We start from the raw sequence: 22,234 nt of genomic DNA on the forward strand, positions 1-22,234 counted from the left end.
GTAGAATGAGAATAGAAAACTTAGGCATTGAGGATATGATCATAGATATAAAAGTATTAGATCAATTAATGGCTAATCACGCATTTATCCGTGCCGGCCAATGGGATTATGAGCGGGTTACTTATGATTATAAAGTTGGCTCAAAAGAAAAAAACATCACATATTACATTCGGGTTCAAGGTTATGCCATAGAAGGTGATGTCGACCGCAAAACTGCTGTTATCAAGCTTAAAACACCACTTTTAGGTAAGCACTATTACCCGCATGGTATAGAGTATGGAGAAGAAGAGGATTTCCCTGAAAACTTGATTGAGCGGGCTAAAAAGCTTTTACAAAATGTCACTTCAGATATTAGTGAACATCAAGACATACAGCCCCAAGATGATCATCAGGGGTCCGAATTACAGCAAACAAATTAAATGGCACAAACCGACACTCATCTTTTTGAGAGCGTCGGTTTTTTTACCGGTCATATGTGTTTCGTTAAACGACTTGTAAATTTGACTTATTAAAGTTGTAAATACTCGTGTAAACATCTGTTCAAAGTCGTCATTTAATGCTATATTTCTTTATAGATACATTGAGAAAGGAGACTTTCGATCAACTTGTTCCGGTTTATTACAAAACGCCAATGGACCATCATCTTTTTAATCATTTTAATGGTACTTTCTTTTTACTTTATCCTACCTATCTCTGTTCCGCTTATTCTTGCCTTTATAACAGCACTCAGTTTGAATCCTGTTATACGGATGCTGCAGAAAGGGTTAAAAGCCAGTCGGAAAATGGCCGTTGCCATTGTCTTTATTCTTTTTGTGCTCATGATTAGCTTGCTCGGAACCTTCGTTGTCACGAAGTCCATTTCACAAGTGATTACATTTGTTGAAGAAGTACCAACTTACTTTAACCAACTTAATGACGTTTACGAAGAATGGGAGCGCAATTTTGAATCATACGCCCAAAACCTTCCAACTGAATTTGTCAATCAAGTCATGAGTAGCTTCGAAGAGAATGTCACATCATTGAGTCAAACAGCAAAAGAAAAAATAACACTCGATTCTATCGCTCAAGTGTTCACAAGTGTTCCAAACTATTTAATCGCGTTTTTAGTTTACTTAATTGCCTTGTTCTTATTTATGTTAGAACTACCAATCCTTAAAGCAAAGGTATACAACATGTTCACCGATGAGACTGCGGAAAAGGTATCGTTTATGACGAATCGATTAGCCAGCGTCATCCTTGGATTTTTAAAGGCTCAGTTCTTCGTCAGTATTTTTATTTTTTTCATCTCACTCATTGGACTTTTATTTATTGCGCCTGAAGTTGCATTCATTATGTCTATCATTATTTGGATAGTCGATATGATTCCAATTATTGGCTCAATCATCATTCTCGGACCTTGGTCCTTGTTTATGTTTTTGTCAGGCAATATTGAAATGGGTGTTCAGTTGGCGATACTAACCATTATTTTACTAGGGGTTAGACGTACAGTGGAACCAAAAGTAATGGGACAGCAAATCGGCTTGTCTCCATTGGCCACATTAATTGCGATGTTCCTAGGCTTGAAATTGATGGGATTACTTGGATTCATTTTAGGACCATTATTAGTTATTGCGTTTACTTCTGCTCGAGAAGCAGGCATTATTAAATGGAACGTCAAAATCTAGCATTTTAGCAAGAATACAGACGATAACCGATTTCGTCTGTTAAACACAGATAAAAGGAGTTGACATCAATCAGTCAACTCCTTTTATCATTATATTATACTGTATGAACATGCTCTGCTTGCTGATGCGAAGGAAGTGGATCAACTTTCAGACTTTCTTTGTTGAACCACTTGAAAAAGATTCGACCAATCATTGTCCCATAAACGATTTCTTGCATGATTTTCATAACAATTCCACCTAATTGTTGATCTTCCAAAATATTCATTGAAGAAAACATTTCTGGTCCTGATATCGGAAACTGCAGCCCATCGAGTACATTGCCCGGTACACATAAGCTTAAAGCTTGAATCCAAGCACCTTGTGAGCTGTATGTCGAGTATAAAGGTACATCCGAAAAAATAATTAATACACACGCTGGGGTAATTAATACACTCCCCCCGACAATATAACCCATTTTCAATAAAGGTGATATGGTATCTTGCTGTTTGATAGGGGCCACAATCGGCCACCACATTACAAACGCCGAAAACAAGATCAGTAGAGACATTGACGTATGCTCAAGCTGGCCTGACTTAGCAAAATTAAAAACTGCCGGTAAATGATACAATGAAAATAACGCGTTAAATAACAATAGAGAAATAAGTGGTTTTGTAACCAATTTAAATATTGGCTTGATCACCGATAGATTTGTAACCTTTATCCAAATCCACTCTGGAACACTTTTCAATATGAGAATCGGAAACACAAGGTAATAAATTGCCATTTGAGTCATATGAGCAGTTAGCATAATGTGAGATAACAGATCAACCGGCCCGCCTTTAACAACATAAAGCAATATGAGTGCCGTATAAAAATACACTTGTTGCTTCGATGTTGGTTTTTCAGCTTCTGTAGAAAAAGATTTACGGTATGGTCCTGTTATCAAATAATATGCGATGCCCAGTGTAAGGACAAACAGAAAAAAATAAGGGCTCCACAAAGCACGAAATCCGAAAATCTGTAGGTCAAGCCACATCTCGTATCACTCCTTTATAGCCATGCAATGAAACTCATTCACGCCTATTTTAATACACTTCACACTTTAATGCATAAGAAGTGAATTAAAAAGACAGCTGACGTTCCATATTAGATGCGTCAAGAGAAAAGGATCGGGTGTACCCGATCCTTTTTGTTTGTATTACCACCAGCTGATGACACCTAGACCAGCTAGCGTTAAAAGTGCGCCCCAAACACCGCCATATATCATCGTAGCCGGCATTTCATGGCCCTTATCCTTCATATGCATGAAGTAATAAAACTGAAACGCAACCTGAATGGCTGCCAGTATGACGAGCACCGGGATGACAAACATTTTATCCATAATGCCAGTTGCAACAATGACGAATGCGATGATTGTCAAGACAATCATTAAGCCAAAAGAGATTAAATGCTTTTGCATCTCTTCCTTATTCTTTTGCTTTTGATACGCACGTATTTTATCAGAATTGGTATTTTCCATTATTTACGCCACCTTTCCCATTAAGTAAACGACCGTAAATACAAATACCCAAATCACGTCAATGAAATGCCAGTATAGACTGAACGTATAGTATTTTGGTGCGTTGTACAGGTTAAGTCCGCGCTTGGCATTGCGAATCATAATCGTAATTAACCACGCAATACCGAATGTTACGTGCCCACCATGAAAGCCTACTAAAGTATAAAAAGCAGACCCAAAGGCTGAACTTCGAAACGTAAAACCATAATCTGTAATATAGTGGGCAAACTCATAAATTTCAAGACCAAGAAAGCTCAGTCCTAACAAGCCTGTTACACCAAGCCAAAGCTGCATCTTTTTAAAGTCCTGATTTTTCATATGATACATAGCGTAAACACTCGTTAAAGAGCTGGTTAAGAGAAGAATTGTCATAATAAACACAAGCTCTAGACCAAACATTTCTTGCGATGTCGGTCCCCCTGCTGTTGAATTACGCAATGCAATGTACGTCCCGAATAAACTCGCAAACAGAACTGTCTCTCCACCTAGAAAAAACCACAGGCCAAGAAATTTGTTTTTGCCTTCAAGGGTAGCCTTTTCTGGTTCATTTGGCATCGTTTCAGGATTCAACGGATGAATGTGACTCATTTATTTAGCCTCCCTTTCCAGCTCTTCTTTCTTAACATAGAAACCAAGGTCATCCTTCAGAGAACGAACAACCATTGTTCCAAGGGCTAGCGCCATGCCACCGTAAAGCACGATATACCAAAGCTTATGATCAACTTGGTAGATAAAGCCAATACCGGCAATGAAAAACCCTAATGACATTATAAATGGTAGGATTGAACCATTTGGCATATGGATGTCGTCTAGTGGTTCACCTGGTGTCATCTGCTTATTACCTTCTGTTTTCTCAATCCACAAGGCATCGAGTCCACGAACAAGCGGAACCTGTTTAAAGTTATAAAACGGCGGCGGCGATGGAATTGACCACTCAAGCGTGCGCCCGTCCCATGGATCCGCTTCAGCTTTTTCCCCTTTAACAGCTGTAGCAATAACGTTCCACAAGAACATAATGACACCGACACCCATCAGAAACGCACCAATGGTACTGATGAAGTTGCCTAAGTCAAGCTCTTGATCATTCAGAAATACCCAATAACGTCGTGGCATACCCATCAAGCCTAAGAAATGCTGAACAAAGAAAGTAAAATGGAAACCAAAGAAAAATACCCAGAACGTCCATTTACCTAAAGTTTCATTTAAAATCCGTCCAAACATTTTAGGCCACCAGTAGTGAAGGCCGGCAAAAATACCGAATACCGTTCCACCAACAATAACATAGTGGAAATGCGCAACGACAAAATACGTATCATGATACTGATAGTCCGCTACGGCTGACCCCAGCATGACCCCGGTCATACCACCAATTGTAAAAGTTGGAATGAATCCGAGTGACCATAGCATTGCTGAATTAATCTTGATACTTCCGCCCCACATTGTGGCAAGCCAGTTAAAGATCTTAATTCCAGTTGGGACCGCAATCGCCATCGTTGCAACAGCAAAGATGGAGTTCGCCATTGCGCCAAGTCCTACTGTAAACATGTGATGCGCCCAGACCATAAAGCCTAAAAATGCAATCAACATTGTTGCAAATACCATGGCCGTATAACCGAATAGACGTTTCTTGGAAAATGTAGCAAAAATCTCACTAAAGATACCGAAAATCGGTAAAATCAAAATGTAAACTTCTGGATGACCGAAAATCCAAAATAAATGCTCCCAAATAATGGCGTTTCCACCAAGTGCCGCATTAAAGAATGCTGATCCAAACATACGATCAAACATTAACAAGAACAAACCAATCGTCAAAGCTGGAAACGCAAATAAAATGAGGACACTTGTAATAAATGTTGTCCATGTAAAGAGTGGCATACGCATGTATGTCATTCCTGGTGCACGCATATTAATGATTGTAGCTAAGAAGTTAATACCACTCATTAATGTCCCTGCACCTGCAATCTGCAAACCGAGCACATAGAAATCAACACCGTGTGTTGCTGAATCTGTTGCCAGCGGGACATATGACGTCCACCCCGCATCCGGGGCGCCTCCTAGGAACCAGCTCATATTGAGCAAAATGCCTCCAAATATAAACAACCATACACCGAGTGCATTCAAGAAAGGAAATGCGACATCGCGTGCGCCGATTTGTAAAGGCATTGCTGCGTTCATTAAAGCTAGTATCAATGGCATTGCCGCCAAAAATATCATCGTTGTGCCGTGCATTGTAAACATTTCATTATAAAACCCGGCACTTATAAAATCGTTCATTGGTTTGATTAACTGAATTCTAATAATCAGTGCTTCAAGTCCGCCAAGCAGGAAAAAGAATCCACCGCCAAACAAGTATAAATGTGCTACTTTTTTGTGATCAACAGTCGTTAAGTAATCCCACAATATAGCACTAAAACTTCTCTTTTGAGTAGCTGCTATACTCAATTTATTAACCTCCCTCTCTATCTTCCAACCCATTATGTCTATTTATTTATCAATCTAGTTTCCTGCAACATCCGGTGTAATTTCCGTATGCTTTAACTGCATGAGGTATTCAGCAATCTTTTCTGCATCTTCTTTAGATACATCAGGATATGTGCCGGTCATGTTATTACCTGGCTTAAACTTTTCAGGATCTTGAATCCAATCTGCCAAGTTTTCTGGAGTCATCTCCATAAATCCAGCAACTTTTGTCCGGTTTCCAAAGTTCGTCAAGTTCGGTGCGACATTGCTACCTGTTGAGCCAATAGCGTGACAGGTCATACAATTATTAGCTTCGAATAATTCCTTACCCTCGACAGCTACAGCGTCTTGTGGTTCTTCTTCTGGATCAACACTTTGCATGTCAGCAACCCACTGCTCGTATTCTTCTGGACTGACTGCAACCACTTTAAAGTCCATCAATGAGTGAGATGGGCCACACAGCTCCGCACATTTCCCCCAGTAAACCCCTTCTTCATAAGCTTCAATGTACATTTGATTCGTATTTTCAACGTTTACATCCATTTTTCCTGCAATTGTCGGCACCCAAAATGAGTGAATAACATCAGATGAAATCATATTCAAATAGACTTTTTCACCTACAGGAATGTACATATCCTGACTCGTTTGAATTTCTTCACCTTGATACTCAAAATGCCACCAATATTGATTACCCGTAACGTCAACACTTATGGCACCTTCTTCAGCAGCACCTGATACATCAGCAAGATCAAAAGTTGCTATGACCGTCGGAATAGCCAAAACAAATACAAGAATAATAGGAATGACTGTCCAAATAGTCTCTAGTGTCTTATTCCCTTCTACTTGCTTCGGTATATAATCCTCTTGACCTTTCTTTTCTCTAAAGCGAAACAACACGATTGTATAAATGATCATAACTGACAAAAATACAAAGGTCATTACGACAATAGAAAGAATGATTAATTTCATTGAACTTTCAGCACCATATCCCTTTGGCACAAACGCAGTCAGATTTTCTTTACCGCAGCCTGTAAGAACAAGCGCCAATACCCCTAGTATGAATAGTGCGCGAAATTTCCCCATCCAACCTTTCATGAATGTATACCTCTCTTTCTCTTTATAGCTTCCATTTTATGAATAATTGGTTCTTAACCAAATGGAAATTCAATTGTAGATACCACCATTAACAAAAACAATACCGTTAAGTAATTGAGTGAATAGATAAAGACTCGATTCGCCCATTTTAAATCATCTTTTGCGAAAAATCCCTTTAAACTAATCAATAACCAGCCAATATTTAAAAGTGTAGCTAATATCATAAAAGTACTCCCAAGAGGCATTAAAAAAAACGGCAACGGTAACAAACAAATAATATAGATAACGATTTGCCTTTTAGCCATTTGAAAGCCTTTTACAGTTGGCAGCATTGGTATGTTCGCTTTTGTATACTCGTCATTTTTTTTGATCGCTAAGGCTAAAAAATGCGGTATTTGCCAAATAAACATGATTAGAAACAACGTTACAGGGACGATGCTAAGGTTTTGCTCTACTGCTGTCCATCCTATAAGTGGTGGAATTGCTCCTGACACACTTCCAATAACCGTATTTAGAGTGTATCGACGCTTAGACCACATCGTGTACAGAACAACGTATAGAAACCAACCAATAAACGCGATAATAGCTGCTGTAATAGAGATGACGAGCAACAGCCCAATCCCAACGACGGTAAATACAATTCCAATAATAAATGCAGTAGTTAAAGAGATACTTCCGGTAACTGTTGGTCTTGACTGTGTTCGTTCCATAACTGGATCAATATCAACATCAAACCAGTTATTCATGACACAACCACCTGCAATAACAAGTCCACTGCCTAGTAGTGTTAGAAGCAACACATCCCAATTGGCAAGAAACGGTGTCTCTGTAATAAAGTGCGCCAGCCAGAATCCGACAAAAACAGTCATTAGATTCGCATTCACAATGCCCATTTTAAAGAGCGCTTTCAAGTCCCTCATCCATACCCATTTGTCTTCATTAAGCATCGATACAGTCCCCAAGGCTTGCGAGGATGACGTAACTCCCACTTTTCCCACGTGCTTTTATCCCCCCCTTTAACGTCACCACGCACAATGATGGCGTTAATCGAACGTTAGATCTTGTTTACCCTGTTAAAAATTAGTCATTGTCTCTTGTCTTGAAGCTGATTATATGTATCGGATACTGGTTATTGTGTATATGTTTTTACTCCATGACTATTTGTGACGTTTCTGTGAACTTTCAATACAGATGAAGAATAAGTGTCTTTAAGCAACATTTTTTTGACTGATTTGTGACAGATAACCGACATATCATTCACAAACATGAAGCTCCTATAAAAACGTCACAAAGACATGTGCCACCTGGAAAGAACGCCCATTTTAGTTCGTCTCAAGTGCATGGTACCCAACATGATGACAACCAGCCTCTACACTATTTCTAGCAAATTCCGTACAACAATGCAAGGATTTATGATCTATCCATAGTGAAAACAGGGGTAAAACATGTTAATATAACAATTGTGTGACATTCGTCATTTTTTAAGTAGATTCATTTGCTTATAGAGGCAACCCACCTTAAAATGAAACAGAATTGATACATATCTAAGTTAAACATATGTTATATACCATTAAAGTGAAGTGAGGCAAACTAATGATACGAAGATTAAAACGACTATCTACAATTGCAGTTATCGGAATGATATTCATATTATTGGGCGGTGCGTTAGTGACAAAAACTGATTCTGGCGCAGGGTGCGGGAAAAGCTGGCCATTATGTAATGGTGAATTTATGCCAACCAATATTACACCTGAACTCATTATTGAATTAAGCCACCGACTCGTTTCCAGTATTATAGGTATCGTTGTATTGGCATTATCCATTTTGGCTTGGAGGCACATTGGCCATATACGCGAGGCTAAATTTCTATCGTTTTTATCATTATTCTTTTTGATTCTTCAAGGGCTCATAGGAGCTGCGGCAGTTATGTGGGGACAATCTGATTTTATTCTAGCACTACATTTTGGCATCTCACTTATTTCTTTCGCATCAGTCTTCTTATTAATGTTGCTGATCTTTGAGATTGACAAAAAGTTTGATACATCCTCCTTGTATATCCAAAAGAAGCATCGCGTTGAAATTTATGCCTTAACGTTATACACACTCGCTGTTGTATATACAGGTGCGCTCGTTCGTCATGCCAATGCGAACTTAGTTTGTGCTGACTGGCCTTTTTGTTCAAATGATGCGCCTTTCAATCTATTAAGCTATAACCTAGGACAGTGGATTCAAATGGGACATCGGTTTGCGGCTGGTATTTTATTTATTTGGACGCTAATCTTTTTTGTAAAAGTCGTCAAACACTACCGACATAACCCGGTCATGTTGTGGGGTTGGGGCATTGCGTTTGGGCTCATCGTGCTACAAGTCTTCTTTGGAGCAATGATTATTTTCACAATGCTTAATCTTGGCATTGCCCTTATGCATGCACTTGTCATTTCCTGCTACTTTGCTTTATTAAGTTATTTCGTCATGCTGTCAACGAGACATGCAGCAATGGATCAGCCGATGTCAAATGATCAAGGGCAACCACAGAATAAAGTCGAATAACGCGCAATAATTGTCTGAGAACATCCATCACACAAACAGGCTACCCGGGAACCTCCCAGGCAGCCTGTTTTTTCATCTTACTCAAACTCTATTAACAAATCTTTCACATCAATGGCATCACCATTACTCACATGAACTTTTCTTACAACCCCTGTAAATGGTGCCTGAACCGTCGTTTCCATTTTCATCGCTTCCGCAATGAGCAAATAATCGCCCTTATTCACACGTTCGCCCTGCTTACAAAGGACTTTCACAACTGTTCCAGGCATCGTTGCCCCAATATGTTTTTCATTGCTCTCATCTGCTTTTGCGCGTGCTGTTAACTCGGACTTAACATTTTCATCCTTAATGACGACCTCTCGCGGCTGTCCATTTAATTCAAAGTAAACAAGACGCGTACCATCAGCACGAGGCTCTGAAATAGAAATGAGCTTTACGATCAACGTTTTGCCTCGTTCAATTTCTATTTCAAGTTCTTCTCCTAACTTCATCCCATAGAAGAAAGTCGGCGTATCTAGTACCGAAGTATCACCATACGTTTCATAAAACTTATAATAATCCATATACACTTTAGGATAAAGTGCATGTGCAACGAGATCGAAGCTCGTTACTTGCCGCCCGAGGGTTTTAAAAAGCGTTTCTTTCATCTGATTAAAGTCTACCGGATCAAGTAATTCACCAGGTCTCCCTTTTATCGGTTCTTTCCCTTTTAAAATGATCCGTTGCAACTCTTGAGGAAACCCTTTATATGGCTGACCAATATAACCTTGGAAGAATTCAATAACGGATTCTGGAAAGTCAATCGATTCTCCCCTGTCATAAATGTCGTCCTCTGTTAAGTTATTTTGCACCATGAACAACGCCATATCACCAACGATCTTTGAAGAAGGCGTTACTTTGACAATGTCACCAAATAAGAAGTTAACACGACGAAACATTTGCTTAACCTCTTCCCAGCGGTCGCCAAGACCTACGCCTTTTGCCTGTTGTTGTAGGTTACTATATTGCCCTCCAGGCATTTCGTGCTGATAAACTTGGGTATGAGGCGCATTCATACCGCTTTCAAATTCTTCATAATAGCTGCGGACACCAGTCCAATATTGTGATAGCTGATCATAATGCTTAACATTAATGTTAGGCTGGCGACTTGTCCCATCAAGTGCATGAAAGAGCGCCTGTGCACTTGGCTGAGATGTCATACCACTAAATGGGTCACAAGCTACATCGACGACATCAACACCGGCATCGATTGCTCTGGCATACATGTATATGCCATTACCACTCGTGTCGTGAGAATGCAAATGAAGTGGTAAATCTACCGTTTCTTTTAATGTTGTAATTAATTGATAAGCCGCTTCTGGTTTTAATAAGCCGGCCATATCCTTAATAGCTAGGATATGTGCACCTGACATTTCTAATTCTTTAGCAAGGTTTTTATAATAGCTCAAATCATATTTCTGGCGGCCTTTGTCTAACAAATCTCCCGTATAACAAATAGCAGCCTCAGCAACTTTATCATTTTCTGCTACTGCCTCGATTGCCGGTATCATTCCATCAAGCCAATTCAAGCTGTCAAATATTCGAAACACGTCAATTCCCGCTTTAGAGCTGTTTTCAACAAATGCAGAAATCACGTTATCTGGATAGTTTTTATAGCCTACTGCATTACTTGCCCTTAAGAGCATTTGCAATAATACATTTGGCATTCTTTCTCTAATCTTTAGGAGACGCTCCCAAGGATCTTCTTTTAAGAATCGATACGCCACATCAAACGTTGCACCGCCCCACATTTCAACAGAGAATAACTCTGGTAATAACCGAGCTGTCGGCTCCGCTATTTTAACTAAATCTTTTGATCGGACTCGCGTGGCAAGAAGAGATTGATGGGCATCTCTAAATGTTGTATCAGTCAGCATCACTTTATTTTGTGATTTCAACCATGCACTTAATCCTTCTGGACCTTTTGTTTCAAGAATATTTTTCGTCCCTTTAGGGATATCTTTAAGATGATCTACGACTGGCACAGTTGGTTCAGTGTATACAGGCTTCTTTCTCGGCTCAATTCCTTCAAATCCGTTTACTGTTGTATGCCCAATATAAGACAGCATTTTCGTACCGCGATCTTTTGGTTTGGCAAAAACGAATAATTCAGGGGATTCATCAATAAAGGTCGTCGTGTACGTTCCAGATATAAATTTATGATGTGTCATCACATTTTCTAGAAAACGTATATTCGTCTTAATGCCCCTTATTCTGAACTCCTTAAGATTTCTGACCATTTTGGATGCAGCTTGTTCAAAAGTGAGTGCCCACGTGGACACTTTTACGAGCAAAGAATCATAATGTGGCGAAATATCGGCACCTTGATAACCATTTCCTGCATCTAGTCTAACTCCAAAGCCTCCACCTGTGCGATAAGCCATAATTTTACCAGTATCCGGCATGAAATTGTTCAAAGGGTCTTCTGTTGTTACACGCGATTGAATCGCATACCCATTCGTAGCAATATGTTCTTGCTCAGGAATGCCTATCGGATCATCATGCAAGCCATGACCTTGAGCAATTTTAATTTGTGACTGAACGATATCCACACCTGTAATCATTTCGGTGATTGTGTGCTCAACCTGAATACGGGGATTCACTTCAATGAAATAGTAAGAATCTCCTGTCACAAGAAATTCGACTGTCCCAGCATTCTCATAATGAACATTTTCCATAAGTTTAACAGCATCTCGACAAATGCGTTCGCGCACAGCTTCAGATATGGATAGTGAAGGTGCAACCTCTACAACCTTTTGATGGCGCCTTTGAACTGAACAATCGCGATCAAATAAATGAACAATATGTCCTTGTTGATCGCCAAGGATTTGAACCTCGATATGTTTAGGGTTTTCAATAAGCTTTTCTAAATACACCTCTTCGTTGCCGAATGAAGCGCGCGCCTCCGACTTTGCACGTGTAAAAGCCTCTGTTATATTTTCACGGTTACGTACAATCCGCATGCCGCGACCGCCACCTCCGAGAGAGGCTTTAATAATGATCGGAAAACCGTGTGTATCTCCAAATGCTTCAATTTCTTCTACAGTTGTTACCGGACCATCACTACCAGGGATAACATCGAGACCTGCTTTTAAAGCTTGTGTTCGCGCTCTTACTTTATCACCAAACATGTCCAAATGCGTGCTCGTAGGTCCAATAAAAATAATACCAGCTTCTTCACAACGGCGGGCAAATTGGATGTTTTCTGATAGAAACCCATATCCAGGATGGATTGCATCAGCGCCAACTTCTCTAGCCAATTCTATAATGCCATCCATATCTAAATACGCATCAATCGGTTTTTTTCCTTCACCGATTAAATATGCTTCATCTGCTTTATAGCGATGATAAGAGCCCGTATCCTCTTTTGAATAGATGGCTACTGTACGAATGTTTAATTCCGTACAAGCCCGGAAAACACGAATTGCAATTTCCCCCCGATTAGCAACAAGTATCTTGTTAATCCGCTTCAATTGACCCATCTTGTTCCTCCTCTATTGGTATTATGATGGTCTGTATCCTGTTTCGATTGTTGTTGATCATCCTGTTCTCGTTGTTTTACTTGCTTTGCAATATTGTTTAAAATCCCGACAGACGCCATTAAGACGAGTAAGGATGATCCACCATAACTCACAAAGGGAAGCGTTACACCTGTAATTGGTAATATACCACTAATAGACCCCAGATTAATGAAAGCTTGAATTCCGATCATTGACGAAATCCCAATTGCTAAGAGTGCTCCAAAGCTATCCTTACACCTATTTGAAATATATAAGCCACGCAATACAATCGTTGCGAGCAAACTAAGTACAATAATAACCCCAATAAATCCAAGTTCCTCAGCAATTACCGACATAATAAAGTCTGTGTGTGCCCCGAATAAGAAGCCTAGTTTTTGCACACTTTGACCTAATCCTTCCCCAGTTAGTCCACCAACACCAATTGCTAAATAAGATTGAATTAAATGATGTCCAGAAGAGTCTGGTGCCTCGAAAGGTTGATAAGCACCTGTAAAACGGTTAATACGGACTTCTGTGACCATATTTGGAACAGCAATGGCGAGAACAATAACCCCTATCATAATTAGAAAAAGTAAGTGCTTTGTGCGAATACCTGAGCTCATAATGACTGATCCTGCGATCATTAATATAATAAAAGCTGTACCAATGTCTGGCTGTAAGACAATCAGACTTAAAATTAATGCTGTCATAACAAGTGGTGGTAATACAGCTTTTGTAAAATCATTAATGTAAGCCTGTTTTTTGGAATAGACCGATGATAAATAAATAATTAAGCCAAGCTTCGCAAATTCTGCTGGTTGTATCCCAATTGAACCAATTCGAAACCATGATTGTGCATTCCCAACCGTCGTCCCAAACAATTTAACAGCAATGAGCATGAGAACAACGGTTATAATAATTATTTTGACCAATCGTTGAAGAAATTGGTAAGGGATTAAGCTAAGCGCAATCAAGCAGCCTAAACCAAGGACGAACCATTGAGATTGCCGCACAAGATAATGGGTACTGTCAAAGCCTTCTACAACAGCCGTTACCATACTGGCACTATAGACCATAACGACTCCAAACAAAGCAAGGAGTACAGGAACAATCAATAGTGTGAAATCATAGTCTTTTAGTCTTCGTATCATTTCCGGACGTCTCCTATATAGCCAAATTCTTAATGGTTCGTATTTTCGCAATAAACGCAGTGAACATAATGTTTTCTGTGGCGTTGTCCTCTATATTATAAACATATTTCAGCACTCATGTCATTGTTTTTCGAAAATTTAAGACCCTTAAGTGGTGCTTTTCGATTAAAATCAACATCAACCTATTATTCAAATAAAACAAAAAACCTTGCCATTGACAGGGCAAAGTTTATTAGTATAAATCGACAACTTTATCAATCTAAGGCGTTTTTTGAGCTGCTTCATGCAGGATATTGAGCTTCCGTTCAAGATTCTCAAGCAACAGTTTACCGTCTGCCTCTGTAATCAAATCCAAACGGACAGCAAAATCAATCTCTCTTGATAAACCGAACATATGCGTATCTAACACTTCTTCGTAAAGTGGACATTGAGGCATGGTCAGATTTTCAATTTGAACTTCAATTAATCGCAATATATGATCGGCATCTTCCTTTAGAAGAGCGTATGCTTTTTCGCGGTCATTCATTGTCATCTCAGGAATCAAGATCATCCCTCCGTAACATAACTTTAATTGCGACAACGTCCATGTCCACATTTCGTGTTTTAACTGACGCAACAATCGCATTCTCCTATCATTTTATCGTTATGTGGATAGAATTGCAAATTTATTTCAATCTGAACAATATAAATCGTTTCATTGGGAAAAAACACCTCATCTTTGCTATTCTTGTGACATATAAAGATAAAGGTGGTAAAAGTATTATGATTGTTCCAATTACAGGAAATGTTACGTATCCCATTACACTCGATCCTACTGTGTGGATTTTTGATGACCGTAAAATTGAGCTCGACAATGCTTTCTCAACCACGCCCGCTAACGTAAATGATACAGCCCCCATTAAGAACGCTTCAGAAAGATGGGATCGTGAGCTTCGACGAGACATGATAAAGCCGCCCGTTAACCGAAGCATAAAACGGTTTGAACGGGAAAAAATTTTAAAAAGTACATATGTCATGCCGATCAAACCTTTTTTAACGACGGCAGCACCTCACCCAGAAGCTACAGAAGTCATACTTACATTAAAAGATGAAACAATCACACTGCCCCTGGACACCATACGTCATTCATATTTTTTGTTCGCTGTCGATGGAAGGCCACTTAAAACGGATGGTCCAGTTTATTTAATTTATGGAGACGGTTCGAATAAAAATGAACCCATTAAACATGTGAAATGCATTGAGGTTCAATAAATAAGAAAAAGCTGCTTTGCGTTCTTGAATGACGCTGGAGCAGCTTTTTATATTTAAGCCACCTTATAATACAATCTATAGACATCAAACCCACAATAAATCATTACTTTTATCGAACACCCGCTTTGAAAAGCTTTTATTAATTGATCTTTTTTTGCATAAATACGTCCAACAGAATCAAAATAGCTTATATATGATATTCCTTTAAGGAGGGACTTTATGATACGTTTAATGGTGCTTTCACTTATGATCATTGTAGGCGCTGGCTGCTCCCAACAAGAAGATGAAGCCATCCCAAAAGAAGAAGCCAATAATAATGACAGAATCGTACAAGTTAAAGATTCTAATCCTAACCAGCAAAAGAAACGGGCTTCAAATAGAGATATAGCGGACCATTTGTCACACGTTGCAAGTGACATTCCAAATGTCTCAGATGCGGCTGCTATTGTCGCTGGCCCATATGCAGTTGTGGCAATTGATGTTGACAAAGATCTTGACAGATCGAGAGTTGGGACAATTAAATATTCAGTAACAGAAGCACTGCAGCATGACCCATACGGTAAAACAGCAGTCGTTATAGCAGATGGCGATATTGTTGAACGGTTAAGAAGAATGGGCAACAAAATTGCCCAAGGTTATCCAATACAAGGCATCATAGATGAGCTTTCGGCTATTGTTGGCCGCTATATGCCTGAGCTGCCTCCAAACCAAAATAGACCGACAGATCCTGATCAAAATAAAGATGTCATCCCTAAAGATCAAAGAGATAAACTAGACAACATAGAGAAAGAGCAATCAAATGATCATAAACAAAATGACTAAAAGTATTGATTGGTAAAAAACATCTTAAAAAATGTTGCCCATGTAACGGGCAACATTTTTATTGTTCTTCTTGAGCGTTATTAAAATAATGGACACCAAACTGCGAGCCCTCTGATACCATCTTCGCATTTTCTAGCTGGGCAGCATCACGATGTTCTGTTTGATCAGGCATCCCTGCTTCTTGAATGTTGGACGCAATGGAACGTTTATGATCCTGTTTTGTCCGTGACATCATCGCACCTGCAAGCGCAGCAGCTGACACACTTGCCCCTATTGCTATAAAATATGTCTTTTTCATTGAAACACCCTTTCAAATTACGGTATGATAATACAGACATGTTACCCTGTTTATTCTATATTAAAACATAGGACATATGCACATATGCTCAGTTTAGATAGACATGGAAGCGTGAAAAATGAGGTGAGAACATGAAGGTTAAATGTGTCATTTGTGAAAAGGTTGAATCGCTAAAAGATGATTCACCGCAAGCAAAAAAATTACGAAATAGACGAATTCATATGTATTTATGTCAAGCGTGCGACGACAGGATCGCTAAAAAGACCATTAAACGACAGGAAACCGGACGTTTCCGATTTTATGATGGAAAAGAACAACAAGATGAATTTATATAAAGTAAAAATCAATTAGCGGGCGTTTTACAACCCTTTAATTTGCAATAAATAAAAAAATGGATAGACATGGTAACTGCCATGACTATCCATATACAACGCGTTTTAACCACTGTTTCGTTTCGAACGCTCCCTGTACAACCGGAACCTATAAATACCCATAACAAGTGCGATGATGATCAGTGACTCAGTCATTGGCATCCTAAACAACACACTGAAAAACGTCATCACAATCGTACCAATCGCCAACATGATATACACGAACAGCGATTTAAGAAATGTAAGCTTTCGCGCGAAGCCAAGCTTGTAAGAAATAATACCAAAAATGAGATTTAACACATAAAAAATTTCCCAAATATATTCTACACCGAAATTGTCATATATGTAGTTGAATAAAAAACTGAACTCTGAATTCATTTTTCGCCTCCATCACTAATAGACTCACATGCTATCATACTAGATTTTGGAATGAGTTGCCATATTATTGCATGTATTCCGCTTGTAATCTTTGTATGTACTAAATAATAGACAAATAGGGGTGTTTTATATGAAGAAGATAAACTTACCGATGCTTTTGTTAGCAATACTCGTCATTACAATGTTTACACTCGTAGGGGTTGCCATCGCTTATCGAAACATGTGGTTAATTGCTTTGTTTGTAATCCTCGGTTTTTCCTTAATGGCATTCGGCCTTTCACTCAAACGCAACAAACAAACAGAATAGACAACAGGCATCCTAAACAGAGATTGTATTCAGCATTTAGGATGCCTATCGTGATCTATTCCATCTTCCTCCCAGGCTTAATAAATTCTTCCATTAATCTTGTACGAACCGCACTGTTACAGACGAGTATGGCATTTTTTGATAACAAATCAACCGTAGACCCATCTATATCAGTCGTCATACCCCCTACTTCAGAAACGAGTACCATGCCAGCTGCCACGTCCCATCCTGATAAGCCTAACGCCATATACCCATCAAGTATGCCCTCTGAAACATAAGCAAACTCTAGCGCAGCAGACCCGTATGTACGCGTTCCTCGCACAGTTTTAACGAGCTGTTGCATGGCGGCTTTATCAGCGATGCGATTGTCACATAACCAATGATGATTCATACCGATTAAGCTGTCTTCCAGAGCTTGTTCTTTTGTTAAGTTAGGAAGACGTTTATCATTTTTGTAAGCACCTTTACCTCTCATCGCCTTATAAAGTATATCTGCCACCACATCATAAATTAAACCGATCTCACCTATCCCATCTTTATATATGCCAATGGAAATGCAAAAATGTTGCTTTTGATGGACAAAGTTCATTGTGCCGTCTATTGGATCAATCAACCAGACAATTCCTTGAAGAGAGGTAACTTCATCACCGTATCCCTCTTCACCATAAATCAAATGATCCGAATAGGTCGCTCTAATTCTTTCCGCAAAAAATTGTTCAATATTTCGATCCATTGATGTTACGAGATCATTTCGATTGGATTTTGTATCAATTGTCAGCGGTTGACTCATCGCTTCACGTATAACTTGTCCTGCTTCATAGATCCATTTTATCGCATGGCGGTTAATGGCTTCCATCAATTGTTACGCCTCCCTTTTTATGATATATATGTTAACAGATTTCTGTTCAACCGTCATGATGCACAAAGGAACAGAAAACATACAAGCACGAAAAGCCCCCTATATATCGTTCATATAGAGGGACATTCAATGTGCTATGTTTCATTCATACCCAACCATTGTCTACGTAACAACTCTAGACGCTCTTTTGATTTTATAATTTGAACGCGATCATTTAAAATCAAGGCGTCATGGAGCGTTGCCAGCTCATAATCAATTTCAAGCCGGATAACCGGACGTTTCTCCTCTAACTCCTGTTTACGAATCGCTTCCATTACAAACTTCATGACATCTTGCACCCCTTGAAATCACTTTAATTATATATATGTCATGACTCAAAATACGTTCGGACTTTTCTTTATTTGAGGGGCTAAAACGTCATATTAATAGGCTCAAATTTTATATTCCGCACTTTTTCCCGTTCTACTTACTGTCGTTGTGAAAGTGTGTCTGCTTGACGCAAGGTCGTGTTATCCGCAATAATTAATGTAATTATATTTCAATACTTATTCTAATAATGAGGTGTATGTAATATGGTTCAATACTTTACGACACAAGATTTTGCGACATTTAAAATTGACGGGCTCCAAGCACGTATGGAAGCCATACAACAAAATATTCAACCTAAATTTCAAGAAATCGGCACAGACCTAACCGATCATCTCGCAGCCAGGCTCGGTAACGAAATGCATCTCCACATCGCCAAGCACGCGAGACGATCAGTCAATCCTCCAAATGATACATGGCTAGCAATTGCTGACAATAAGCGAGGCTATAAAAAACATCCACACTTTCAAGTTGGCTTGTTTGATTCCCATGTCTTTATTTGGCTAGCACTTATTTATGAACTCGACGGCAAAAAAGACATTGCCTCGGCTTATTTAAACAAAATGGATGATCTTAAACAATTACCGACAGATTTCGTTGCGTCTCTTGACCATATGAAAAAAGACGCCTTTCCGATTGCGCAACTGGATCAATCACATTTAGAGCGATTTCGTGATGTGAAAAAAGCAGAATTTCTGATTGGACGCCACTTACTAGCTGACGACCCACGCGTTCATGATCCTGAACAATTTATGTCTACCGTAAAAGATACGTTTGATCAATTAATTCCGTTCTATCAATTAGCGATGCATGCAAGATCATTATAACCCGTAAATCGGCTTAGGCTACATCTGAATCATATCATTTGTAGCCTCTCTTGCTTTTTTAACTACATGATAACTGGAGTAGCCTGATGCTTGTTCAAATACTTTAAAATGCTGTTTTTCCTCACTTTTAGACGGTACAATATTTTTAAATGTTCGATAGGCATCTAAAATGCTTTGTCGATCAACTTTTTTTTCATAAGCCTTTTCAACTAATGTGTAAAATGCGATCACATCGACAACTTCCTCAGTGGTCCACGTGTCATCAATTGGATAAGTATAGTTCAACCTAAGTCCTCCCATTTTCGTCTAATTCCTTCAGCCTCGGTTATCATATTTTGAATTAAAGTATGGACACTCGGAATGTCGTTTATGCGTGCGACACCTTGTCCAGCCCAAGCAAAGCCTTCTTCAATATACCCTTCATTTATGTACCTTTGATTGGCACGGCCATTAATATAATCTTTCAAGGCTTCATATCCCAGTTGCTGTGCTTCTAATTCTAAAATATGATCCGTCCATTTATTTTTAAGTGCGCGAGCGGGTGTACCGAGTGATCGTTTGATAACGACTGTGGCATTTTCATCCGCATTTACAAGTGCTTGTTTATAAAGTTCATGGGCAGATTGACATTCTTCTGTCGCAATAAATCGCGTCCCCATCTCCACGCCTTCTGCGCCAAGTGCTAACGCTGCCATAAGACCACGACCATCAACAATTCCCCCCGAAGCCACAACAGGAATCTTTAAAGCATCTACAACTTGGGGTGTTAAAACAAATGTGCCTGTGTCATTGCGACCTAAATGACCACCACCCTCTTGCCCAACGACCATGACAGCATCTGCTCCTAGCGCTTCAGCTTTGACAGCTTGTTTTCGTGCCGCAACGAGCACAAGTATCTTTATAGGATGATCTTTCACAATGTCAAGTACACCTTTTGGATTTCCACCAGTTACGGAAATAACAGGGACACATTCTGACACCGCAACATGTACCATATCTTCATAAGGCCTACCGTGCTGACCGATCGCAAAGTTCACACCAAATGGTTGATCTGTCATCTGTTTAATTCGTTTAATCTCTCGCCTCAATTCATCGGGATTTTGTAAACTCATAGCTGTAATTTGTCCTAAACCACCCGCATTTGATACCGCAGCAGCTAGATCGGCATATGCTAAATAAGCAAGGCCACCTTGAATAATAGGATATTTAATGTTTAACAACTTGGTTAGTCGTGTTTCCCAGTTCATAATTATAAACCTCCCATTCCCTTTGTTTTATTGTATCAATATTACCATGTATCCTCACATACCATCTATTGATTCATGAAAATAAGCCGTTCAAGAGAACGGCTTATGTCATCTACTATTATATTTCTACAATTCACAGTGTTCATGCGACCTTTGTATTACTTTGGTGTACAACAGGTCGGGCACGTACCATACAGTGTTGTCACTTTTTCATCATTATAATGTTCAATTATCGACTGACAATCCTTACAAACAATCGTCCCCATGATTTTCCCCCCTTAGAATTACAATGATCGATAACACATTAATAATAACACTTAAAATAGTATAACACAATATATCTATATGATGTGACCTAATTAAGGGTGAAAGCTTATTTAGACATAAAAAAAACAATAAGCTATCTTCATTAGCGAAGACAGCTCATTGGTAGCCATTTACTGTATGGTTTTAATCAATTCTGGTTTTACAATTTCATATCCTTTGTCGCGAAGACCTGTAACAATTTGACCAAGTGCAGCACTTGTCCATTCACGATCGTGCATGAGTAAATTCGCACCATTTCCTAAAAGATCTGTATTGACCATTATGTCAGTCAGTGCTTCTGGCGTTCTATATTGCTTCTCCCAATCATAACCATATACCCAATTCATAAGCACCATTTTTTCTTGCTTTGCAACTTCTTTTGTATAGTCCGTGTTGGCTCCAAAAGGCGCTCTGAAAAATGCCGGCCGCTCACCTGTTATTTCCTCTACCATATCATTAACTCGGACGATCTCCTCTTTTTGTTCTTCAGTTGACAAATCAGGGAGTGACGAATGGCTATACGTGTGATTCCCAATTAAAAAGCCCATGTCATATAGTTGCTTAACGATCGCTTTCTTTTCTTCAGTTTCCATAAAATGACCGTTCACAAAAAATATCGCGCCCGCATCAAGTTCCTTTAAAGTGCGCGCCATTTCAAGCGCGTATTGATCAGGGGCATCATCTATCGTCAAAAGCACGACCTTTTCATTAGCTGATTCATTCGTAGGAACGACATGCCATGTTGATTGCGAAACCTCATATAATGGCTCAACCTCATCCTCCGTAACTAATTCCTCATCTTCAGTTTGTGCTTCATCACTTTTTTCTTCATCCAGTTCATTTGTTGAATCATCATTTGATGCCTCGGCATTATCTTCATTCTCTTCTGTGTCAACGTCGTTATCTGCTTGTCCCTCACCTTGATCATTTTGATCATTTTGAGTGGTGGAACACGCTGCTAGCATCATAATCAACATGATGACTAACAAAATTGTTTTTTTCATTGTCTGACCCCCTGAAGTTTTCTACAGTCTCATTATACAAAATGACCATTACTTTGGCTATGAAAGATTTAAACGCGGTTATAAAGAATACAGTTTATTTTTTCATTGAGTAAAATCATAGTGTAGGGTTTAAGGGCATGTTAAAATAATAAATTGGTCATATTAAACACAACGGAGAAGAACAGAGAGAAAGGATTTTAGT

General features: G+C 39.2%; 25 protein-coding genes. 8 read left to right on the forward strand and 17 right to left on the reverse strand.

Annotated features, from left to right (window positions below):
• Nucleotides 1-5 precede the first annotated feature (5 nt).
• Both HPC67_RS01695 and ytvI read left to right on the forward strand, forming a co-directional pair.
• On the forward strand, nt 6-419 hold the full coding sequence (locus tag HPC67_RS01695) for a YugN family protein (protein WP_217585705.1): 414 nt from the start codon (nt 6-8) through the stop codon (nt 417-419).
• A gap of 186 nt (nt 420-605) precedes the next feature.
• Complete coding sequence (ytvI, locus tag HPC67_RS01700; RefSeq protein ID WP_217585706.1) at nt 606-1,664, forward strand: sporulation integral membrane protein YtvI; 1,059 nt, start codon at nt 606-608, stop codon at nt 1,662-1,664.
• Nucleotides 1,665-1,758: 94 nt separating this feature from the next.
• Here the strand turns inward: ytvI and ctaG are convergent, their stop codons facing one another.
• From ctaG to cyoE, 6 genes are all read right to left on the reverse strand, one after another.
• Nucleotides 1,759-2,679, reverse strand: a complete 921-nt coding sequence (gene ctaG, locus HPC67_RS01705; protein WP_217585707.1) for a cytochrome c oxidase assembly factor CtaG — start codon at nt 2,677-2,679, stop codon at nt 1,759-1,761.
• Nucleotides 2,680-2,841: 162 nt separating this feature from the next.
• The gene (gene ctaF / locus HPC67_RS01710; protein ID WP_217585708.1) at nt 2,842-3,162 is read right to left on the reverse strand and encodes a cytochrome c oxidase subunit IVB; all 321 of its coding nucleotides are present in this window, start codon (nt 3,160-3,162) and stop codon (nt 2,842-2,844) included.
• Between the two features lie 3 nt (nt 3,163-3,165).
• Entirely contained in the window at nt 3,166-3,789 is a 624-nt protein-coding gene (locus tag HPC67_RS01715) for a cytochrome (ubi)quinol oxidase subunit III (protein WP_217585709.1), read from the reverse strand.
• Nucleotides 3,790-5,643: a cytochrome c oxidase subunit I gene (ctaD, locus tag HPC67_RS01720; protein ID WP_217585710.1), complete on the reverse strand. Its 1,854-nt coding sequence runs from the start codon at nt 5,641-5,643 to the stop codon at nt 3,790-3,792.
• A gap of 54 nt (nt 5,644-5,697) precedes the next feature.
• On the reverse strand, nt 5,698-6,756 hold the full coding sequence (gene coxB / locus HPC67_RS01725) for a cytochrome c oxidase subunit II (RefSeq protein ID WP_217585711.1): 1,059 nt from the start codon (nt 6,754-6,756) through the stop codon (nt 5,698-5,700).
• Nucleotides 6,757-6,809: 53 nt separating this feature from the next.
• Nucleotides 6,810-7,754 carry a heme o synthase gene (cyoE, locus tag HPC67_RS01730; RefSeq protein WP_343327788.1) on the reverse strand — a complete coding sequence of 315 codons (945 nt, stop codon included), beginning with the start codon at nt 7,752-7,754 and terminating at the stop codon, nt 6,810-6,812.
• A 595-nt stretch (nt 7,755-8,349) separates the two neighbouring features.
• Between cyoE and HPC67_RS01735 the strand changes: the two genes are divergently transcribed.
• Complete coding sequence (locus HPC67_RS01735) at nt 8,350-9,306, forward strand: COX15/CtaA family protein (RefSeq protein ID WP_217585712.1); 957 nt, start codon at nt 8,350-8,352, stop codon at nt 9,304-9,306.
• 77 nt (nt 9,307-9,383) lie between these two features.
• Here the strand turns inward: HPC67_RS01735 and pyc are convergent, their stop codons facing one another.
• The 3 genes from pyc to HPC67_RS01750 all read right to left on the reverse strand — a co-directional run bounded on the left by pyc (nt 9,384) and on the right by HPC67_RS01750 (nt 14,528).
• On the reverse strand, nt 9,384-12,827 hold the full coding sequence (gene pyc, locus HPC67_RS01740) for a pyruvate carboxylase (protein WP_217585713.1): 3,444 nt from the start codon (nt 12,825-12,827) through the stop codon (nt 9,384-9,386).
• Nucleotides 12,815-13,996 carry an FtsW/RodA/SpoVE family cell cycle protein gene (locus tag HPC67_RS01745; RefSeq protein ID WP_217585714.1) on the reverse strand — a complete coding sequence of 394 codons (1,182 nt, stop codon included), beginning with the start codon at nt 13,994-13,996 and terminating at the stop codon, nt 12,815-12,817. The genes pyc and HPC67_RS01745 overlap by 13 nt, the downstream gene beginning before the upstream one ends.
• A gap of 259 nt (nt 13,997-14,255) precedes the next feature.
• A complete protein-coding gene (locus tag HPC67_RS01750; protein WP_425514297.1) occupies nt 14,256-14,528 on the reverse strand; it encodes an Fpa/YlaN family protein in 273 nt (90 codons plus the stop codon).
• A gap of 230 nt (nt 14,529-14,758) precedes the next feature.
• Here HPC67_RS01750 and HPC67_RS01755 point away from each other — a divergent pair, with 230 nt between their 5' ends.
• Together HPC67_RS01755 and HPC67_RS01760 are read left to right on the forward strand one after the other, a co-directional pair.
• Nucleotides 14,759-15,247, forward strand: coding sequence for a hypothetical protein (locus HPC67_RS01755; RefSeq protein WP_217585715.1), 489 nt, complete (start codon nt 14,759-14,761; stop codon nt 15,245-15,247).
• Between the two features lie 219 nt (nt 15,248-15,466).
• Nucleotides 15,467-16,069: a YhcN/YlaJ family sporulation lipoprotein gene (locus HPC67_RS01760; protein ID WP_217585716.1), complete on the forward strand. Its 603-nt coding sequence runs from the start codon at nt 15,467-15,469 to the stop codon at nt 16,067-16,069.
• A gap of 58 nt (nt 16,070-16,127) precedes the next feature.
• On the opposite strand, the gene HPC67_RS01765 is transcribed toward HPC67_RS01760, so the two are convergent.
• Nucleotides 16,128-16,367: a hypothetical protein gene (locus HPC67_RS01765; RefSeq protein ID WP_217585717.1), complete on the reverse strand. Its 240-nt coding sequence runs from the start codon at nt 16,365-16,367 to the stop codon at nt 16,128-16,130.
• Nucleotides 16,368-16,498: 131 nt separating this feature from the next.
• Between HPC67_RS01765 and HPC67_RS01770 the strand changes: the two genes are divergently transcribed.
• Nucleotides 16,499-16,702, forward strand: coding sequence for a YlaI family protein (locus HPC67_RS01770; RefSeq protein ID WP_217585718.1), 204 nt, complete (start codon nt 16,499-16,501; stop codon nt 16,700-16,702).
• Between the two features lie 102 nt (nt 16,703-16,804).
• Here the strand turns inward: HPC67_RS01770 and HPC67_RS01775 are convergent, their stop codons facing one another.
• Entirely contained in the window at nt 16,805-17,116 is a 312-nt protein-coding gene (locus HPC67_RS01775; protein WP_217585719.1) for a YlaH-like family protein, read from the reverse strand.
• A gap of 130 nt (nt 17,117-17,246) precedes the next feature.
• Here HPC67_RS01775 and HPC67_RS01780 point away from each other — a divergent pair, with 130 nt between their 5' ends.
• Nucleotides 17,247-17,423: a DUF5325 family protein gene (locus HPC67_RS01780; protein WP_217585720.1), complete on the forward strand. Its 177-nt coding sequence runs from the start codon at nt 17,247-17,249 to the stop codon at nt 17,421-17,423.
• 55 nt (nt 17,424-17,478) lie between these two features.
• On the opposite strand, the gene HPC67_RS01785 is transcribed toward HPC67_RS01780, so the two are convergent.
• Together HPC67_RS01785 and HPC67_RS01790 are read right to left on the reverse strand one after the other, a co-directional pair.
• On the reverse strand, nt 17,479-18,279 hold the full coding sequence (locus tag HPC67_RS01785) for an inositol monophosphatase family protein (protein ID WP_217585721.1): 801 nt from the start codon (nt 18,277-18,279) through the stop codon (nt 17,479-17,481).
• Between the two features lie 137 nt (nt 18,280-18,416).
• Nucleotides 18,417-18,608 (reverse strand): hypothetical protein, encoded by a 192-nt coding sequence (locus HPC67_RS01790; protein WP_217585722.1) that lies wholly within the window; start codon nt 18,606-18,608, stop codon nt 18,417-18,419.
• A gap of 246 nt (nt 18,609-18,854) precedes the next feature.
• On the opposite strand from HPC67_RS01790, the gene HPC67_RS01795 reads away from it, so the two are divergent.
• Nucleotides 18,855-19,475, forward strand: a complete 621-nt coding sequence (locus tag HPC67_RS01795) for a YktB family protein (RefSeq protein WP_217585723.1) — start codon at nt 18,855-18,857, stop codon at nt 19,473-19,475.
• An 18-nt stretch (nt 19,476-19,493) separates the two neighbouring features.
• Here HPC67_RS01795 and HPC67_RS01800 read toward each other — a convergent pair whose 3' ends face one another.
• From HPC67_RS01800 to HPC67_RS01815, 4 genes are all read right to left on the reverse strand, one after another.
• Nucleotides 19,494-19,760 (reverse strand): UPF0223 family protein, encoded by a 267-nt coding sequence (locus tag HPC67_RS01800; RefSeq protein WP_217585724.1) that lies wholly within the window; start codon nt 19,758-19,760, stop codon nt 19,494-19,496.
• Nucleotides 19,757-20,722 (reverse strand): NAD(P)H-dependent flavin oxidoreductase, encoded by a 966-nt coding sequence (locus tag HPC67_RS01805; protein ID WP_217585725.1) that lies wholly within the window; start codon nt 20,720-20,722, stop codon nt 19,757-19,759. The genes HPC67_RS01800 and HPC67_RS01805 overlap by 4 nt, the downstream gene beginning before the upstream one ends.
• Nucleotides 20,723-20,880: 158 nt before the next feature.
• Nucleotides 20,881-20,988: a GapA-binding peptide SR1P gene (locus HPC67_RS01810; RefSeq protein WP_217585726.1), complete on the reverse strand. Its 108-nt coding sequence runs from the start codon at nt 20,986-20,988 to the stop codon at nt 20,881-20,883.
• A 171-nt stretch (nt 20,989-21,159) separates the two neighbouring features.
• Entirely contained in the window at nt 21,160-22,032 is an 873-nt protein-coding gene (locus tag HPC67_RS01815; RefSeq protein WP_217585727.1) for a polysaccharide deacetylase family protein, read from the reverse strand.
• Nucleotides 22,033-22,234: the final 202 nt, after the last annotated feature.

Origin of the sequence: Lentibacillus saliphilus, from assembly GCF_019093865.1 — a bacterium.
In the GTDB taxonomy this organism is placed as follows: Bacteria; Bacillota; Bacilli; order Bacillales; family Amphibacillaceae; genus Lentibacillus_B; species Lentibacillus_B saliphilus.

What these genes read in the sequence shown, in the direction of transcription:
- HPC67_RS01695 (WP_217585705.1), top strand. Translation starts at nt 6, where the DNA reads ATGAGAATAGAAAACTTAGGCATTGAGGATATGATCATAGATATAAAA.
- ctaG (WP_217585707.1), bottom strand. Translation starts at nt 2,679, where the DNA reads ATGTGGCTTGACCTACAGATTTTCGGATTTCGTGCTTTGTGGAGCCCT.
- ctaF (WP_217585708.1), bottom strand. Translation starts at nt 3,162, where the DNA reads ATGGAAAATACCAATTCTGATAAAATACGTGCGTATCAAAAGCAAAAG.
- HPC67_RS01715 (WP_217585709.1), bottom strand. Translation starts at nt 3,789, where the DNA reads ATGAGTCACATTCATCCGTTGAATCCTGAAACGATGCCAAATGAACCA.
- coxB (WP_217585711.1), bottom strand. Translation starts at nt 6,756, where the DNA reads ATGAAAGGTTGGATGGGGAAATTTCGCGCACTATTCATACTAGGGGTA.
- HPC67_RS01735 (WP_217585712.1), top strand. Translation starts at nt 8,350, where the DNA reads ATGATACGAAGATTAAAACGACTATCTACAATTGCAGTTATCGGAATG.
- pyc (WP_217585713.1), bottom strand. Translation starts at nt 12,827, where the DNA reads ATGGGTCAATTGAAGCGGATTAACAAGATACTTGTTGCTAATCGGGGG.
- HPC67_RS01745 (WP_217585714.1), bottom strand. Translation starts at nt 13,996, where the DNA reads ATGATACGAAGACTAAAAGACTATGATTTCACACTATTGATTGTTCCT.
- HPC67_RS01750 (WP_425514297.1), bottom strand. Translation starts at nt 14,528, where the DNA reads ATGACAATGAATGACCGCGAAAAAGCATACGCTCTTCTAAAGGAAGAT.
- HPC67_RS01755 (WP_217585715.1), top strand. Translation starts at nt 14,759, where the DNA reads ATGATTGTTCCAATTACAGGAAATGTTACGTATCCCATTACACTCGAT.
- HPC67_RS01760 (WP_217585716.1), top strand. Translation starts at nt 15,467, where the DNA reads ATGATACGTTTAATGGTGCTTTCACTTATGATCATTGTAGGCGCTGGC.
- HPC67_RS01765 (WP_217585717.1), bottom strand. Translation starts at nt 16,367, where the DNA reads ATGAAAAAGACATATTTTATAGCAATAGGGGCAAGTGTGTCAGCTGCT.
- HPC67_RS01770 (WP_217585718.1), top strand. Translation starts at nt 16,499, where the DNA reads ATGAAGGTTAAATGTGTCATTTGTGAAAAGGTTGAATCGCTAAAAGAT.
- HPC67_RS01775 (WP_217585719.1), bottom strand. Translation starts at nt 17,116, where the DNA reads ATGAATTCAGAGTTCAGTTTTTTATTCAACTACATATATGACAATTTC.
- HPC67_RS01780 (WP_217585720.1), top strand. Translation starts at nt 17,247, where the DNA reads ATGAAGAAGATAAACTTACCGATGCTTTTGTTAGCAATACTCGTCATT.
- HPC67_RS01785 (WP_217585721.1), bottom strand. Translation starts at nt 18,279, where the DNA reads ATGGAAGCCATTAACCGCCATGCGATAAAATGGATCTATGAAGCAGGA.
- HPC67_RS01790 (WP_217585722.1), bottom strand. Translation starts at nt 18,608, where the DNA reads ATGAAGTTTGTAATGGAAGCGATTCGTAAACAGGAGTTAGAGGAGAAA.
- HPC67_RS01795 (WP_217585723.1), top strand. Translation starts at nt 18,855, where the DNA reads ATGGTTCAATACTTTACGACACAAGATTTTGCGACATTTAAAATTGAC.
- HPC67_RS01805 (WP_217585725.1), bottom strand. Translation starts at nt 20,722, where the DNA reads ATGAACTGGGAAACACGACTAACCAAGTTGTTAAACATTAAATATCCT.
- HPC67_RS01810 (WP_217585726.1), bottom strand. Translation starts at nt 20,988, where the DNA reads ATGGGGACGATTGTTTGTAAGGATTGTCAGTCGATAATTGAACATTAT.
- HPC67_RS01815 (WP_217585727.1), bottom strand. Translation starts at nt 22,032, where the DNA reads ATGAAAAAAACAATTTTGTTAGTCATCATGTTGATTATGATGCTAGCA.